This is a genomic window from Pseudomonas sp. FG47, assembly GCF_057809115.1.
The window spans coordinates 76,384-92,175 of sequence record NZ_JBMDJI010000016.1; the positions used below are offsets into that span (position 1 = coordinate 76,384).

The window sequence follows — 15,792 nt, forward strand, 5'->3', positions numbered from 1 at the left end:
TATGACAACTGTGCAAGAAGCCGTGCCGAACCTGATCCCGACGCAAGACGTCACCCCGCGCCCTGCTCCTAAAAAAGTGGAAGCCGGCGTGAAGCTGCGTGGCGCCGACAAAGTGGCGCGTATCCCGGTGAAGATCATCCCCACCGAAGAGCTGCCGAAAAAGCCCGACTGGATCCGCGTGCGCATTCCGGTATCCCCGGAAGTCGACCGTATCAAGCAGCTGCTGCGCAAGCACAAGCTGCACAGCGTATGCGAAGAGGCCTCCTGCCCGAACCTGGGCGAGTGTTTCTCTGGCGGTACCGCCACCTTCATGATCATGGGCGATATCTGCACCCGTCGTTGCCCGTTCTGCGATGTCGGCCATGGCCGACCGAAGCCATTGGACCTGGACGAGCCGAAGAACCTGGCCGTGGCCATCGCCGACCTGCGCCTGAAGTACGTGGTGATTACCTCGGTGGACCGCGACGACCTGCGTGATGGCGGCGCCCAGCACTTCGCCGATTGCATCCGCGAGATCCGCGCGCTGTCGCCGGGCGTGCAGCTGGAGACCCTGGTGCCGGACTACCGCGGGCGCATGGACGTGGCGCTGGAAATTACCGCGCAGACCCCGCCGGATGTGTTCAACCACAACCTCGAGACCGTGCCGCGCCTGTACAAGGCAGCGCGCCCGGGGTCGGACTACGACTGGTCGCTGGACCTGCTGCAGAAGTTCAAGCAGATGGTCCCGCACGTGCCGACCAAGTCCGGCCTGATGCTCGGCCTGGGCGAGACCGACGAAGAAGTGATCGAGGTGATGCAGCGCATGCGCGAGCACGACATCGACATGCTCACCCTGGGCCAGTACCTGCAACCGTCGCGCAACCACCTGCCGGTGCAACGCTTCGTGCACCCGGACACCTTTGCCTGGTTCGCCGAGGAAGGCTACAAGATGGGCTTCAAGAACGTCGCCTCCGGCCCGTTGGTGCGTTCCTCGTACCACGCCGACCAGCAGGCCCACGAAGCCAAGATCAAGCTCTGACGCGAGCTTGAGCGGAACATGCCGATGCGCGCTGGAAGGCGGCATCGGCATTTTTTTTGAGCTACAAGTCTCAAGCGACAAGCTGCAAGGAGTGGCGCGATGAATTGCCTGGAAACTGCCCAATACCTGTTGCCCAAGGCCCTGCCTGACAACGCCTGTTTCGCCATCGTTGCCCCAGCTGGGCCGGCGCGGCTGGATACCGATAAGGCCCGTCAGTGGTTCGCAGACCGTGGCCAGCAGTGCCGCATCTACCCCGGGGTGTTGCAGGCGGATGGCTACCTTGCCGGCAGCGACGAGCAACGCCTGCGCGACTTGCACGATGCATTCAGCGCCCCGGACATCGACGCTGTCCTGTGCATGCGCGGCGGTTACGGCAGCATGCGCCTGCTGGACCGTATCGATTTCGAACTGATCCGACGCCATCCCAAGCCGCTGGTGGGTTACAGCGACATTACCGCCCTGCATTCGGCGCTCAACCGACATGCGGGGATGCTGGCCTTCCATGGCGCAATGCTCAATGCCGACCTGCTGGGGGGCAAGCTCGAGCCTACCATCAGCTCACTGTTCGGGCAGTTGCGGGGGCGGCTGGGCGCGGGTGATGCGATTGCCCATCCTGCGGCGTTTGCGCTCACCGGCGTGGTACCCGGGGTTGCCAGCGGGCGCCTGGTCGGTGGCAACCTGTCGCTGCTCGGCTCCACGCTGGGGACGCTGGCGGAAGTCGACACCCAGGACAGCATCCTGTTCATCGAGGACGTCAACGAGCCACTGTACCGCGTCGACCGATTGCTGACGCAGTTGCGCCTGGCCGGCAAGCTTGAGGGGGTACGTGGCGTGCTGGTGGGGGATTTTGCCGGGATCACCGTGGCGGCGATCACGCCGCTGCTGCTGGATATCTTCGGCCCGCTCGGAGTGCCGGTGCTGGCCGGGTGGCGCAGCGGGCATTGTGATCCGAATGTGTGCTTGCCGTTGGGGGCAAGCGTGCGACTGGATGCCGAAGAGCAGAGTCTGGTGCTGTTGCAGGATCTGTTCAGAGTTTGAGATCGCCGGGGCTGCTTTGCAGCCCATCGCGACACAAGGCCGCTCCTACAGGGGGCACGTTACCGCGAATTTCGCGATTGCTTGTAGGAGCGGCCTTGTGTCGCGAAAGGGCCGCGCAGCGGCCCCAAAATTCTCAGCGCTGACGCAGGCTGTCGAGCAGCTTGTGCGTCGGATAGCCATCGGCCGGCCAGCCCTGCGCCTGCTGCGCATTGCGGATGGCCTTGCGGGTGTTGGCGCCGATGATCCCGTCGGGGTTGCCCGCTTCATGCCCGCTGGCATTGAGCAAGGTCTGCAGCTCGATACGTTCGCTACGGCTCAGCGGCAAGTCTTCCTTCGGCCAGTTGCCGGCGATGAAGCCCCAGCCCGAGAAGCGATCGCCCAGCAGGCTCACGGCCAGGGCATAGGACGACGAATTGTTGTACTTGAGGATCGCGCGGAAGTTGTCCAGCACCAGGAACGCCGGGCCACGGGCGCCGGCGGGCAGCAGCAGGGCGGCGGACAGCTGGTTGCTGCCGGCGGGCAGTTGCGTGCCGGCGGGCAGCTTGACGCCCAGTTGCAGCCATTCGCTGACACTCTTGCGCTGGCTGCCGTCGGCCAGCCACCAGTCGAACCCGGCCGGCACCTGTACCTCGAAGCCCCACGGCTGGCCACGCTTCCAGCCGGACGCCTGCAGGTAGTGCGCGGTCGACGCCAGGGCGTCGGCGGTGCTGTTCCAGATATCGCGGCGACCATCGCCGTCGAAGTCCACGGCGTGGGTGAGGTAGGTGGTGGGGATGAACTGGGTCTGGCCCATGGCGCCGGCCCACGAGCCACGCATGGCATCGGGCTGGATGTCGCCGTTCTGCAGGATCTGCAGGGCGGCGATCAGTTGGTCCTGGGCGAACTGTGGGCGGCGGCCTTCATAAGCCAGGGTGGCCAGCGAGCGGATCACCGACTTGCTGCCCTGGAACTGGCCGAAGTTGCTCTCCATGCCCCATACCGATACCAGCACCTGGCGGTCGACCCCATAGCGCTGTTCGATGCGGCCCAGCAACTCGGCATTTTGCTCCAGCAGCTTCTTGCCGTTGCGCACGCGCAGAGGCGACAGGGCGCCGTCGAGGTATTCCCACACCGGGCGGGTGAATTCGGGTTGGCTGCGGTCGGCCTTGATCACGTCCATGTCCGGGGTGACACCGAGGAAGGCGCGATCGAACAGGCTGGGGCTGATGCCGGCTTGCAGGGCTTGCTGGCGGAAGTTCGCCTGCCATTGGGCGAAGGTCTGCAAGGGCTGGATTTCGTTGCTGGTGTCGACGCTGGCGGACGGTAGCGTGACTACCGGGGCGGGCTGGGCGGGGGCCAGCGGCAAGGCGTCGGCGGCGGTGGGTTTCTCGGCGCAGGCGACGAGCAGGATGAAGCTGGTGGCCGCGATCAGCTGGCGAGGTTGCCAGCGTAGAGTGGGACGAGAGGGCATGCACAGATCCAGAATTGCAGGTCAGGTGCCGACCATACCATGCCTGCGCATTTCATGCCTTTTCAGGCGGCCATAAAGCAGGAAGCCTCCCAATCTCTCGATTGGAAGGCTTCGCGGCGGTAGCTGCCTTTGCCTTTTTCGGCCCGTTCCTGGCGGCAGCGGAACAGGGGTTGGGCGATGATCGACTTGGCCTTGTTGGGGCCGTGTTTTTTGGGCTTCTTGCTCATGGTGGCTTCCCGGTCTGGGTGGATTGCGGGCGCACTTTAGGCCTGTAGCGCTATGTGAGCCAATTGATTGTGTTTATGGCGGCTTGATCCGTGATGCGCCTCACTCGGCCGGCAGCGCCAGGCGCTGCCCGGCCATGAGCAGCGACAAGCGCGCCAGACTGGTCCACGGCGAGCCTTCGGCCTGGCCCTTGATCTGCGCGTCGATGCGCTGGGCATCCTGCAGCAGCATGGCCCAGCGCTGCGCCGAGAGGCGTTGCAGCGCCTTGCTGACCAGCGGCCGGCGTTTGTCCCACACCGGCGGCCGGGCCTGGCTGAATGCCTTGTCCAGCGGCACGCCCTGGCTGAACTGTTGCGCCAGCCCCGCCAGCAGGCGCAATTCGCGGGCCAGCGCCCATAGGATCACCGGTGGCTCGACGCCTTCGCCACGCAATCCCTCGAGCATGCGCAAGGCGTGCGCCGCTTCGCCGTTGAGGATGGCATCGACCAGGCCGAAGACATCGAAGCGGGCGCTGTCGGCCACCGCCGCCTGCACCGTCTCGACGGTGATCTGGTTGCCTTCGGCGAGCAGCTTGAGCTTCTCGATCTCCTGGGCCGCCGCCAGCAGGTTGCCCTCGACCCGCGCAGCGATCAGGTCCACGGCGTCACACTGAGCCGACAGGCCAGCCTGGGACAGGCGCTGGTTGATCCACTGGGGCAACTGCTGGGCGTCCACCGGCCAGATCTGGATGAACTGGCACTGGCCGCCCTCGATCAACGCCTTGCCCCACTTGGTCTTCTGCGCGCTGCCGTCGAGCTTGGGCAGGCTGATCAGCAGCAAGGTGTCTTCGGCGGGTTTGGCGCAGTACTCGATCAGCGCAGCTGCGCCTTTGTCGCCGGGCTTGCCGGAGGGCAGGCGCAGTTCCAGCAGGCGGCGCTGGGCGAACAGCGACAGGCTGGCACCGGCCAGCAGCAGGTTGCCCCAGTCGAAGTTGGCGTCGGCACTGAACACCTGGCGTTCGTCGTAGCCTTGCTGGCGCGCCGCGGCGCGAATGGCGTCGGCGGCTTCCTGGCACAGCAGCGGGTCGTCGCCACTGACGATATAGACAGGCGCAAGCGTGCCTTGCAGGTGCTTGTTGAGTTGGGCGGGGGCGAGCTTCATGGCGAAGGGCGGGGCACCTCAGGTGCCCCGTTCGGGCTCAGGGAGCCGGGATTTCCAGGGGCGATTGCTGCGGCGTCTCGTCCTGGATGCGCTGGGCTTCGCGCAGGGCGCGGGCTTCTGCTTCGGCACGCTCGTTGGCCTTGCGTTGCAAGTGCTCGAGGTGCTGCGGGGTCAGTTGTTGCAGGCGGGCCATCATGCTTTGCACCAGGTCGTGGCGGATCTCTTCGCGAACCTGGTTGGCTTCTTGGCCGGAGCCATTGATGTTGTTGCCGTCGTAGACGTAGTACTTCTGCACCTGCAGCTTGTCTTCGAGCAGCAGGGTGTCGTTCTGGCCTTGCAGTGCATAATTCAGCACGGTGGTCAGCTCGTACTCCGCCGAACGGCTACCTCCGGTATAGGTGGCGGCGCGCTGGGTTTCCTGCTCGTTGGTCAGCACCAGCTTGTAGGGGGCCGAGGCGTACACCTTGACGCCGCTGCTTTCCAGGGCGCGACGCAGTTGCATCACGGTGGCGCCGTACTGGTTGCGGGCGCTGAGGTCCAGCTCCTTGATGCTCAGTTCGTTGGTGCCGGTGCCGCGCAGCTGGAAACCGCAGGCGCTGAGCATGACGGCCAGGCCCATTACCAGCAGATTGCGTTTGATCATGTTGTTGCTCCCTCGTGGACCGATTACGCCCGCCTGCGCCCTGCGCCGGCGGGCGTTGCCATCAGTTGGCGACGATATTGACCAGTTTGCCCGGTACGACGATGACCTTGCGGATGGTCAGGCCATCGGTGAAGCGCAGGACGTTCTCGTTGTTGCGGGCAGCGGCCTCGACTTCCTCGCGGCTGGCGGCGGCGGGCATTTCCACCTGGCCGCGCAGCTTGCCGTTGACCTGGACCACCAGGGTGACGGTGTCCTGTACCAGCGCACCTTCATCCACTGCCGGCCAGCCGGCGTCGATGACGGCCTGGTCGTGACCCAGCTGCCGCCACAGCTCGTGGGAGATGTGCGGGGTGATCGGCGCCAGCAGCAGGGTCACGGCCTCGAGGCCTTCCTGCAGCAGGGCGCGGTCCTGGGCGGTAGCTTGCGGGGCCTTTTCCAGGACGTTCATCACGGTCATCACCTGGGCAATGGCGGTGTTGAACTTGTGGAACTGGCCCACGTCGGTGCTGGCCTGCTTGATCGCGGCATGGATGGCACGGCGGATGACCTTCTGTTCGTCGCTCAAGGCGGCGATGTCCAGGGTGCCCGGCAGGCCCTGGGCCACGTGGGCCTGGGCCAGGCGCCAGACGCGGCGCAGGAAGCGGCTGGCACCCTCGACGCCGGAGTCGGACCATTCCAGGCTCATGTCGGGCGGCGAGGCGAACATCATGAACAGGCGGCAAGTGTCGGCGCCGTACTGGTCGATCATCGATTGCGGGTCGACGCCGTTGTTCTTCGACTTCGACATCTTCTCGGTGCCGCCGATTTCCACCGGCAGGCCGTCGGTCTTCAGGCGCGCGCCGATGATCTTGGCCTTGGCGTCACGCTCGACTTCGACGTCGGCCGGGTTGAACCAGTCCTTGCCGCCGTTGCTGGCGACGCGGTAGTAGGTTTCGGCGACGACCATGCCCTGGGTCAGCAGGTTCTTGAACGGCTCGTTGGAGGTCACCAGGCCTTCGTCACGCATCAGCTTGTGGAAGAAGCGCGCGTACAGCAGGTGCAGGATCGCATGCTCGATACCACCGATGTACTGGTCCACCGGCAGCCAGTGGTTGGCCGCTTTCGGGTCGACCATGCCGCCCTCGTAGTTGGGCGAGGCGTAGCGGGCGAAGTACCAGGACGACTCGACGAAGGTGTCCATGGTGTCGGTTTCGCGCTTGGCCGCGGTGCCGCATTTCGGGCAGCTGCACTCGTAGAACTCAGGCATGCGCGCCAGGGGCGAACCGGCGCCGTCCGGCACCACGTTTTCAGGCAGGGTGACCGGCAGCTGGTCTTCCGGCACCGGTACGTCGCCGCAGGATGGGCAGTGGATGATCGGGATCGGGCAGCCCCAGTAGCGCTGGCGGCTGATGCCCCAGTCGCGCAGGCGGAACTGGGTGCGCGACTTGCCCAGGTCCTTGCGGATCAGCGCGGCCTCGATGGCATCGAAGGCGCCCTGGAAGTCCAGGCCGTCGAACTCGCCGGAGTTGATCAACTGGCCGTGCTCGCCATAGGCGGCCTGCCATTCGCTGCCGACCTGGTCGCCGGCGCTGGTGCGCACCACGGCCTTGACCGGCAGGTTGTACTTGTGGGCGAACTCGAAGTCGCGCTCGTCGTGGGCCGGCACGGCCATCACGGCGCCATCGCCGTAGTGCATCAGCACGTAGTTGGCGACCCACACCGGCAGCTTCTCGCCAGTCAGTGGGTGCTCGACGCACAGGGAAGTGGGCATGCCCTTCTTCTCCTGGGTGGCCATGTCGGCCTCGGCAACGCTGCCGCCTTTGCACTCTTCGATGAACGCCTGCAGCGCCGGGTTGCCCTGGGCCGCCTGGGTGGCCAGCGGGTGTTCGGCGGCAACCGCGACGTAGGTGGCGCCCATCAGCGTGTCGGGACGGGTGGTGAAGACCTTGAGGGTGCCTTCATGGCCGATGCTGGCCTGGTCGAACGGGAATTGCACTTCCATGCCGCGCGACTTGCCGATCCAGTTGCGCTGCATGGTCTTGACCTGTTCAGGCCAGCCCGGCAGCTCGTCGAGGCTTTCCAGCAGCTCGTCGGCGTACTCGGTGATGCGGAAGTAGTACATCGGGATTTCGCGCTTCTCGATCAGCGCGCCCGAACGCCAGCCACGGCCGTCGATGACCTGCTCGTTGGCCAGCACCGTCTGGTCGGCCGGGTCCCAGTTGACGGTACCGTTCTTGCGGTAGATCACGCCTTTTTCGAACAGACGGGTGAACAGCCACTGCTCCCAGCGGTAGTAGTCCGGCTTGCAGGTGGTGACTTCACGCGCCCAGTCGATGGCCAGGCCCAGGCTCTTGAGCTGGGTCTTCATGTAGTCGATGTTTTCGTACGTCCACTTGGCCGGTGCGACGTTGTTCTTCATCGCGGCGTTTTCCGCCGGCATGCCGAAGGCATCCCAGCCCATCGGCTGCAGCACGTTCTTGCCCAGCATGCGCTGGTAACGGGCGATCACGTCACCGATGGTGTAGTTGCGCACGTGCCCCATGTGTAGCTTGCCGCTCGGGTACGGGAACATCGACAGGCAGTAGTAGGTGTCCTTGCCTGGCTGTTCGGTAACAGCGAACGATTGTTGCTCGTCCCAGTAGGTCTGGGCGGCGGCTTCGATATCACGGGGTGTGTATTGTTCGTGCATGGCTACTTTGCATTTAGGGATAAGAGACATGTTCCAGGCAGCGCAACCTCGCTGCGTCCGGCACTCCGGTGTCGTGTAAGAGTGAACGCCGTAGCATACATGAGCGCTGCGCGTCGTGGGAAACCCAGTTTGCATTGGCGCTCGCGCGGGCCGTTGGTCGCGGCGCCCGGTCGCTTTTGCGAGTGACGCTAAGCTCAGGTGTGGGGGGAGAAATTCTTACCTTCAATGAGGTGAACGGATGGGAGAGTCGCAGCTAACCACGAGCAAACCGGAGCTTTACGAACGCCTGATCGACCGCCTGGGCCTGGCGCTGGAAGTGGCCAGGACCTCGGTCAGATTGCGCGACGAGATGCCCGCCGAACTGGAGTTGCGTGGCCTGAGCCATGCCGAGTTCGAAGTGATCAAGGCCTACCTGGAATCCCTCCCGGAGGGCCGTTTTGCCAGCGCCGGTGCTTATCCGCAGCCGCAACCGTCCTCGGCCAGAATCGTCTGGCTCAAGGATCGCAAGCGTTCCGCCGCCCCAGCAAGCGCGCGGACACTGCCGTCCCGATAGTCGATCAGGGTTGTAGTCGCTGGTACTTCACAGGTGTCGCTATCGATCGGCGCCGGTTGCCCTTGAGGCCCGGTGCCGATCCTCTTAGGCTGCACGCCTTCCATGGAGGTGTGTGATGCCGTTTCGCTTTTTCCTCAAACAATGGCTGATGCCGCCCGGCGTGCTGTTGCTGTTGCTGCTGGCTGCCTGGTGGTGGCGCCGGCGTCGGCCACGGCTGGCGGCGGCCTGCTTCGCCCTGGGCCTGGGCGGCTTGTGGCTGATGAGCTTGCCGTGGGTGGTGGAGCATGCTGCCCGGGCGCTCGAAACCGAGCCGGCGTTGCGTGTCGATGACTGGGCCAGCCTGGCGTCCAGGGGCGATGCCATAGTGGTGCTCGGGGCCGGGCGTGACCGGGGTGACTCGGCCTGGGCCGATGCCGATCAGCCGAGCTACATGGCGCTGGAGCGCATGCGCTATGCCGCCCAATTGGCCAAGGCCTCAGGGTTGCCGGTGCTGACCAGCGGCGGTTTGCACTATGGCACGCCGCCTAGCGAAGCGCAGATGATGGCCGAGCGCCTGCAGGCCGACTTTGGCGTGCAGGTCAGCTGGAAGGAGCAGGCTAGCCGGACCACTTGGGAAAATGCGCTATTCAGCGCCAAGCTGGTGCAGCCGTTGGGCATCCGCCGCGTGGTGGTGGTGACCCAGGCCTGGCACATGCAACGTGCGCGCTGGAGTTTTGAGCGGGCTGGGTTCGAGGTGGTGCCGGCGCCGGTGGGTTTTCTCGGGCGCGATCATGCGCGACCGTTCGCCGGGTTGCTGCCGGAAAGCCGGGCGATGTGGCAGAGCGGGCAGTTGCTGAACGAGGCGGTGGGGTTGCTGGGGTATCGGTTGTTCTACTGATGTCCTGCGTACACGGCCCCCTGTAGGAGCGGCACGAGGCCGCTCCTACAGGAGGGCGTCGTGGATCAGACGGTCTTGGCAATTCGCCCGGCCAGCAGCGCCCAGCCCAGCAGCAAGGCACAGACGATCGCCAGCGGCCACGAGCGCCATTGCAGGTAGGGCGTCAGTTGCTGCATCGGTACCACTTCGCCGTACAGCACCGCGCGCTGGAACTGCGGGACCTGGGTGGTGATCCTGCCGAACGGGTCGATCAGCGCGGTCACGCCGTTGTTGGTGGCGCGGATCATCCAGCGCCCAGCTTCCAGGGCACGCATCTGGGCCATCTGCAGGTGTTGCAGCGGGCCGATCGAGGTGCCGAACCAGGTGTCGTTGCTGATGGTCAGCAGCAGGTCGCTGCGTGCGGCAAGGCCGGCGGCGAACTCCGGGTAGACCACTTCGTAGCAGATGTACGGGGCGACCTGGTAACCCTTGGCCTGCAACAGCGGCTGGTCCTCGGGGCCACGGGCGAAGTCCGACATCGGCAGGTTGAAGAACTCGATCAGGCCACGCAGCATGTCCTGCAGCGGTACATATTCGCCGAACGGCACCAGCTTCTGCTTGAGGTAGGTGCCGTCGCCTTCACCCGTGACGGTGACGCCGTTGTAGTAGCGACGCTGCTGGTGCACCACCTGGCGTACCGGCACCCCGGTGATCAGCGCCGAATGCCGCTCGGCGGCAAAGGCGCCCATCATGTCGATGTAGCCCTGGGCCTGGTCCTTGAGCACGGGCACGGCGGTTTCCGGCCATACCAGCAGGTCGACGGGCTTGGAGCTGAAACTCATGTCGCGGTACAACGCCAGTTGCGCGTTGACGTGCGCCGGGTCCCATTTCAGGTCCTGCTCGACGTTGCCTTGCAGGGCGGCGACTTTGAGTGGGTCTCCAGCGGGGGTGGTCCAGGCGTGGTCTTTCAAGGCCAGGCCGATGCCCCAGGGCGCCAGCAGCAACAGCACGCCTACGGCCAGGAACGCCCGGCGCTCGCGCAGACGATACAGGTTGCACAGCAAGGCGGCGCTCAGGGCCAGGACGAACGACACCAGCCACACGCCACCCAGTGGGGCGAGCCCGGCAAGCGGGCCATCGAGCTGGCTGTAGCCGGCATAGAGCCAGGGGAAGCCGGTGAGGAACCAGCCGCGAAACGCTTCTTGCAGCAGCCACAGGGCGGCGAAGCCCAGGGCGTCGGCCAGCGGTGCTTCGTCGCGGCGCAGCCAGCGCGCCCAGAGCCAGGCGGGCAGGGCGAAGAACAATGCCAGGCAGGCGAAGAACGCCAGCAACAGCAGGATCGCCAACAGCGGCGAGGCGCCGCCGTAGGTGTTCATGCTGACGTAGATCCACCAGGTGCCGGCGCCGTACAGGCCAAAGCCGAAGCACCAGCCACGGCCCAGGGCCTGGCGCGGGGTGAGGGTGCGCAGGCCGGCGTAGAACAGGGCGATGGACAGCAGCGCCAGCGGCCAGATGTCGAACGGTGCCAGGGCCAGGAGGGTGGAGGCGCCGGCCGCCATGGCCAGCAGGTTACCGGGCCAGCCGGGGCGGGTGATCCAGCGCATGGTGTTCCTTAACGGTTGATCGGGGTCAGACGCAGCAAGTGTATCCGCCGGCTGTCAGCGTTGAGAATACGGAAGCGGTAGCCGCCGATCTCGGTGGTCTCGTTGCGCTTGGGCAGGTGGCCGAAGGCGCTCATCACCAGGCCGCCGACGGTGTCGAACTCGTCGTCGGAGAACTCGCTGTCGAAGAACTCGTTGAAGTTCTCGATCGGGGTCAGTGCCTTGACCAGGAAGTCGCCGCTGGGCAGCGGCTTGATGTAGCTGTCTTCCTCGACGTCGTGCTCGTCCTCGATGTCGCCGACGATCTGCTCGAGCACATCCTCGATGGTCACCAGGCCCGCCACGCCGCCGTATTCGTCGATGACCACGGCCATGTGGTTGTGGTTGGCGCGAAACTCGCGCAGCAGCACGTTCAGGCGCTTGGACTCGGGCACGAAGGTGGCCGGGCGCAGCAGGTCCTTGATGTTGAAGCTGTCGCCGTTCTCCTTGAGGATCAGCGGCAGCAGGTCCTTGGCGAGCAGGATGCCGAGCACATCGTCATGGCTCTCGCCGATCACCGGGTAGCGCGAGTGCGCGGCGTCGATCACCGCCGGCAGGAACTCGCGTGGCGATTGGCTGGCCTTGATGCTGATCATCTGCGAGCGCGGCACCATGATGTCGCGCACCTGCAGGTCGGCGACCTGAATGGCGCCTTCGACGATGGTCAGCGCTTCGCTGTCGAGCAGCTTGTTCTGATGGGCTTCGCGCAGCAGCTCGAGGAGCTCCTGGCGGTTTTTCGGCTCATGGGCAAAAGCCTGGGTCAGTTTACCCAGCCAGGACTTTTGCCCGTTGCTCGATCGATCTTCGCTCATGGCGGTTACTCGTGATCCTTGCAGTGTTCAGTGTGTGATTGAGTCGGTTTCGTCGTCGGCGTATGGGTCGGGGTGACCCAGTTCGGCCAGCAATTCTCGTTCCAGCGCTTCCATCTCCTCGGCCTCCTCATCTTCGATGTGGTCGTAGCCGAGCAGGTGCAGGCAGCCATGGATGACCAGGTGTGCCCAGTGCGCTTCCAGGGTTTTGCCCTGTTCGGCGGCCTCGCGCTCGACCACCGGCACGCAGATGACCAGATCGCCCAGCAGCGGAATGTCGAGCAGGTCGTCGGGTACATCGGCTGGGAAGGACAATACGTTGGTGGCGTAGTCCTTGTGCCGGTAGGTGTGGTTCAGTTCGCGGCCTTCGGTTTCATCCACCAGGCGGATGGTCATCTCCGAGTCGGCGCTGCGCTGGCGCAGGGCCAGTTCGCACCAGCGGCGGAAGGCGGCGTCATCGGGAGCGGTGGCGTCGGTGGCCCGTTGCAGGTCGAGTTCAAGCATCTTTGCCGGGCGCCTCGGGCTTGGCCTGACGGGCGTCGAAGCGGTCGTAGGCTTCGACGATGCGCTGCACCAGCGGGTGGCGCACCACGTCCTTGGGCTGGAAATGGGTGAAGCTGATGCCCGGCACGTCCTTGAGCACCTCGATCACATGGGCCAGGCCCGATTTGGTGCCACGTGGCAGGTCGACCTGGGTGATGTCGCCGGTGATTACCGCGGTCGAGCCGAAGCCGATGCGGGTGAGGAACATCTTCATCTGTTCCAGCGTGGTGTTCTGGCTTTCGTCGAGGATGATGAAGCTGTTGTTCAGCGTGCGGCCACGCATGTAGGCCAGCGGGGCGATCTCGATCACCTGGCGCTCGATAAGCTTGGCCACGTGTTCGAAGCCGAGCATTTCGTACAGCGCGTCGTACAACGGACGCAGGTACGGGTCGATCTTCTGCGCCAGGTCGCCCGGCAAAAAGCCCAGTTTCTCGCCGGCCTCGACCGCCGGGCGCACCAGCAGGATGCGCCGCACCTGTTCGCGCTCCAGCGCGTCGACGGCGCAGGCCACGGCCAGGTAGGTCTTGCCGGTACCGGCCGGGCCGATGCCGAAGTTGATGTCGTTGGCCAGGATCTCCTTGACGTAGCGCTGCTGGTTGACGCCGCGCGGGCGAATGTTGCCCTTGCGCGTGCGCAGCGAGACGCTGACTTCATTGACGGCAGGGTTCTCGAGGGTCTCGACCGTCGATTCCTGGAGATACAGGTGCACGGTTTCCGGCGACAGGTCGGTGGCCTTGGCCTCGCGATAGAGGCGGCGCAGCAGCTGTTCGGCGGCGGAGGTGGTTTTCGGTTCGCCAATCAGTTCGAACTGATTGCCGCGGTTGCGGATTTCGATGGCCAGGCGTTGTTCGATCAGGCGCAGGTGCTCGTCGAACTGGCCGCACAAGTTGGCGAAACGGTGGGCCTCGAAGGGTTCGAGGATGAAACGATGAGGTTGTATGGGTGCGTTCAAGGTCGTTTTTAGCCGCTCGACGGCAATGAATGTGAACTCAAGAATAACCCTTGCGTGGCAGTGGTGAAAGCACTGAAACGATCAAGGGTCGGCGCAGTGTGGCAAGGCCAGTTGACGAATCGATGATGCCAGTGTGACCGTTGCCCGGCGGGATGCCGCTCAGGGCAGGGGGGAAAAGGGCGTGCGCCCTTCGGCGTTCTGCAGTTCCAGCAGGTACTTGCGGAAGATCTGGCCGAGCACCTGGGTGGCGTGCTCGAGTTCGTCGCGCGGCATCTGCTCGGTGACTTCGTCGGCCATGTCCAGGGCATCCTCGGCACCGTTGACCGCGGCTATCTTCAGCAGGATATAGGCCTGCACGTTGTTGGCCTTGACCCCTTCGCCATGGAAGAACATCGAGCCGAGTCGGTACTGGGCCTGGGCCTGGCCTTGCAGCGAGGCTTTCTCGAACCACTTGAGGGCGTTGTCCAGTTGGCGTGGCGTGGCGCTGTAGTAGAACTCACCCAGTTCGTACTGGGCTTCGGCATCCCCGCTTTGCGCCGCTTGCTCACAGGCTTTCAGCGCGCTCTCCCGGTCCTCGGGCGCCGCGTCGAGGGTGCAGCGGCCCGCCGCCGGAATCAGCAGCGAATTACCGCCCTCCGCCAGGGCCAGCAGGGGCTGAAGAAGCAACAGGCAGCCCAAGGTCAGGGCGCGGCCGGTGCGGTTCATGGGGATCGACTTACCTCTGCAAAGCTGCGGCCAATGTCTCTGGTGGCACATTATGGGATAAGCAGCGCCTACCTTACAAAGTTTTACTCAGATTTCTGTCCTGCTGGCGAATCGGTTGACTATGTAGGAGCGGCCTTGTGTCGCGAAAGGGCTGCGAAGCAGCCCCTGGGATTTCAGTTTTGATGAGAACAATGCCGGGGCCGCTTTGCGGCCCGTTCGCGGCACAAGGCCGCTCCTACCTGGGCGGTGTGAAGGCTTACTTCAGCTTGGCGAACGCCCGCTCAGCCGCATCCAGGGTGATCTGCAGCTCCTTGTCGCCGTGGGCGATGGAGGTGAAGCCGGCCTCGAACGCGCTGGGCGCCAGGTATACGCCACCGTCGAGCATCAGGTGGAAGAAGCGCTTGAAGCGCTCGGCATCGCTGGCCATCACGTCGTCGAAGGTGACGATGTCGTCCGCACCGCTGAAGTACAGGCCGAACATGGCGCCGGCTTGGGTGGTGACGAACGGGATGCCGGCGGCATCGGCACGCTGTTGCAGGCCGTCGAGCATGCGGCTGGTGAAGGCGCTCAGTTCGTCATGGAAGCCCGGGCGGCTGATCAGCTTCAGGGTGGTCAGGCCGGCGGCCATGGCCAGTGGGTTGCCCGACAGGGTACCGGCCTGGTAGACCGGGCCGAGCGGGGCGATGCAGCCCATGATCTCGCGTTTGCCACCGAAGCAGCCGACCGGCATGCCGCCGCCGACGATCTTGCCGAAGGTCGACAGGTCGGGAGTGATGCCGTAGTGGCCCTGGGCGCCGCCAAGGGAGACGCGGAAACCGGTCATCACTTCATCGAAGATCAGCACTACGCCATGCTTGTCGCACAGGCTGCGCAGGCCTTCGAGGAAGCCCGGCGCCGGCGGCACGCAGTTCATGTTGCCGGCCACGGGCTCGACGATGATGCAGGCCACGGTCTGGCCGACCTCGGCAAGGGTCTTCTCGACCGCGGCGATGTCGTTGAACGGCAGCGTCAGGGTGTGCTTGGCGAAGTCCGCCGGCACCCCGGCCGAGCTCGGCACGCCCTGGGTCAGCAGGCCGGAACCGGCCTTGACCAGCAGGCTGTCGGAGTGACCGTGGTAGCAGCCTTCGAACTTGATGATCGCGTCACGGCCGGTGTAGCCACGGGCCAGGCGGATGGCGCTCATGGTGGCTTCGGTGCCGGAGCTGACCATGCGCACCATTTCCATCGACGGCACGATCGAGCAGACCAGGTCGGCCATCTCGGTTTCCATGGCGGTCGGCGCGCCGTAGGACAGGCCGTGCTCCAGCTGCTTGCGCACCGAATCCAGGACCTCGGGATGGGCATGGCCAAGGATCATCGGGCCCCAGGAGCCGACATAGTCGACATAGCGCTTGTCGTCTTCATCGATGACATAGGCGCCTTCGGCGTGCTTGAAGAACAGCGGCGTGCCGCCGACGCTCTTGAAGGCGCGGACTGGCGAGTTGACGCCGCCGGGGATGTGTTTCTGGGCTTGGGCGAACAGGGCTTCGGAACGGGACATGGGATCTTCTCT

Annotated in this window: 15 protein-coding genes; 4 read left to right on the forward strand and 11 right to left on the reverse strand. The window is 65.0% G+C overall.

Going from position 1 to position 15,792, the window contains the following annotated elements:
• Window position 1 precedes the first annotated feature (1 nt).
• Both lipA and ACODS5_RS14225 read left to right on the forward strand, forming a co-directional pair.
• Window positions 2–1,018 (forward strand): lipoyl synthase, encoded by a 1,017-nt coding sequence (lipA, locus tag ACODS5_RS14220; RefSeq protein WP_134692696.1) that lies wholly within the window; start codon window positions 2–4, stop codon window positions 1,016–1,018.
• A gap of 99 nt (window positions 1,019–1,117) precedes the next feature.
• On the forward strand, window positions 1,118–2,056 hold the full coding sequence (locus ACODS5_RS14225; protein ID WP_489108970.1) for a S66 peptidase family protein: 939 nt from the start codon (window positions 1,118–1,120) through the stop codon (window positions 2,054–2,056).
• A gap of 133 nt (window positions 2,057–2,189) precedes the next feature.
• On the opposite strand, the gene ACODS5_RS14230 is transcribed toward ACODS5_RS14225, so the two are convergent.
• From ACODS5_RS14230 to leuS, 5 genes are all read right to left on the reverse strand, one after another.
• Window positions 2,190–3,506: a lytic murein transglycosylase gene (locus ACODS5_RS14230; protein ID WP_489108971.1), complete on the reverse strand. Its 1,317-nt coding sequence runs from the start codon at window positions 3,504–3,506 to the stop codon at window positions 2,190–2,192.
• 62 nt (window positions 3,507–3,568) lie between these two features.
• Window positions 3,569–3,733 (reverse strand): alternative ribosome rescue factor ArfA, encoded by a 165-nt coding sequence (gene arfA, locus ACODS5_RS14235; RefSeq protein WP_134692271.1) that lies wholly within the window; start codon window positions 3,731–3,733, stop codon window positions 3,569–3,571.
• A 100-nt stretch (window positions 3,734–3,833) separates the two neighbouring features.
• Window positions 3,834–4,871, reverse strand: a complete 1,038-nt coding sequence (gene holA, locus ACODS5_RS14240; protein ID WP_489108972.1) for a DNA polymerase III subunit delta — start codon at window positions 4,869–4,871, stop codon at window positions 3,834–3,836.
• Between the two features lie 37 nt (window positions 4,872–4,908).
• On the reverse strand, window positions 4,909–5,514 hold the full coding sequence (locus ACODS5_RS14245) for an LPS-assembly lipoprotein LptE (RefSeq protein WP_134692275.1): 606 nt from the start codon (window positions 5,512–5,514) through the stop codon (window positions 4,909–4,911).
• A 61-nt stretch (window positions 5,515–5,575) separates the two neighbouring features.
• The gene (gene leuS / locus ACODS5_RS14250; RefSeq protein ID WP_489108973.1) at window positions 5,576–8,182 is read right to left on the reverse strand and encodes a leucine--tRNA ligase; all 2,607 of its coding nucleotides are present in this window, start codon (window positions 8,180–8,182) and stop codon (window positions 5,576–5,578) included.
• A 238-nt stretch (window positions 8,183–8,420) separates the two neighbouring features.
• On the opposite strand from leuS, the gene ACODS5_RS14255 reads away from it, so the two are divergent.
• On the forward strand, window positions 8,421–8,735 hold the full coding sequence (locus tag ACODS5_RS14255) for a hypothetical protein (RefSeq protein WP_134692278.1): 315 nt from the start codon (window positions 8,421–8,423) through the stop codon (window positions 8,733–8,735).
• Window positions 8,736–8,850: 115 nt separating this feature from the next.
• On the forward strand, window positions 8,851–9,612 hold the full coding sequence (locus ACODS5_RS14260; RefSeq protein ID WP_134692280.1) for a YdcF family protein: 762 nt from the start codon (window positions 8,851–8,853) through the stop codon (window positions 9,610–9,612).
• A gap of 65 nt (window positions 9,613–9,677) precedes the next feature.
• On the opposite strand, the gene lnt is transcribed toward ACODS5_RS14260, so the two are convergent.
• The 6 genes from lnt to hemL form a co-directional block, all read right to left on the reverse strand.
• Complete coding sequence (gene lnt, locus ACODS5_RS14265; protein WP_489108974.1) at window positions 9,678–11,195, reverse strand: apolipoprotein N-acyltransferase; 1,518 nt, start codon at window positions 11,193–11,195, stop codon at window positions 9,678–9,680.
• Window positions 11,196–11,203: 8 nt separating this feature from the next.
• Window positions 11,204–12,043, reverse strand: coding sequence for a CorC family transporter (locus tag ACODS5_RS14270; protein ID WP_134692284.1), 840 nt, complete (start codon window positions 12,041–12,043; stop codon window positions 11,204–11,206).
• Window positions 12,044–12,070: 27 nt separating this feature from the next.
• Window positions 12,071–12,544, reverse strand: coding sequence for an rRNA maturation RNase YbeY (gene ybeY / locus ACODS5_RS14275; protein WP_134692286.1), 474 nt, complete (start codon window positions 12,542–12,544; stop codon window positions 12,071–12,073).
• Window positions 12,537–13,535, reverse strand: a complete 999-nt coding sequence (locus tag ACODS5_RS14280) for a PhoH family protein (protein WP_050707047.1) — start codon at window positions 13,533–13,535, stop codon at window positions 12,537–12,539. Before ACODS5_RS14280 ends, ybeY begins: the two co-directional genes overlap by 8 nt.
• A 159-nt stretch (window positions 13,536–13,694) precedes the next feature.
• The gene (locus ACODS5_RS14285; protein WP_134692288.1) at window positions 13,695–14,240 is read right to left on the reverse strand and encodes a tetratricopeptide repeat protein; all 546 of its coding nucleotides are present in this window, start codon (window positions 14,238–14,240) and stop codon (window positions 13,695–13,697) included.
• Window positions 14,241–14,496: 256 nt separating this feature from the next.
• A complete protein-coding gene (gene hemL / locus ACODS5_RS14290; protein ID WP_134692290.1) occupies window positions 14,497–15,780 on the reverse strand; it encodes a glutamate-1-semialdehyde 2,1-aminomutase in 1,284 nt (427 codons plus the stop codon).
• Window positions 15,781–15,792 lie beyond the last annotated feature (12 nt).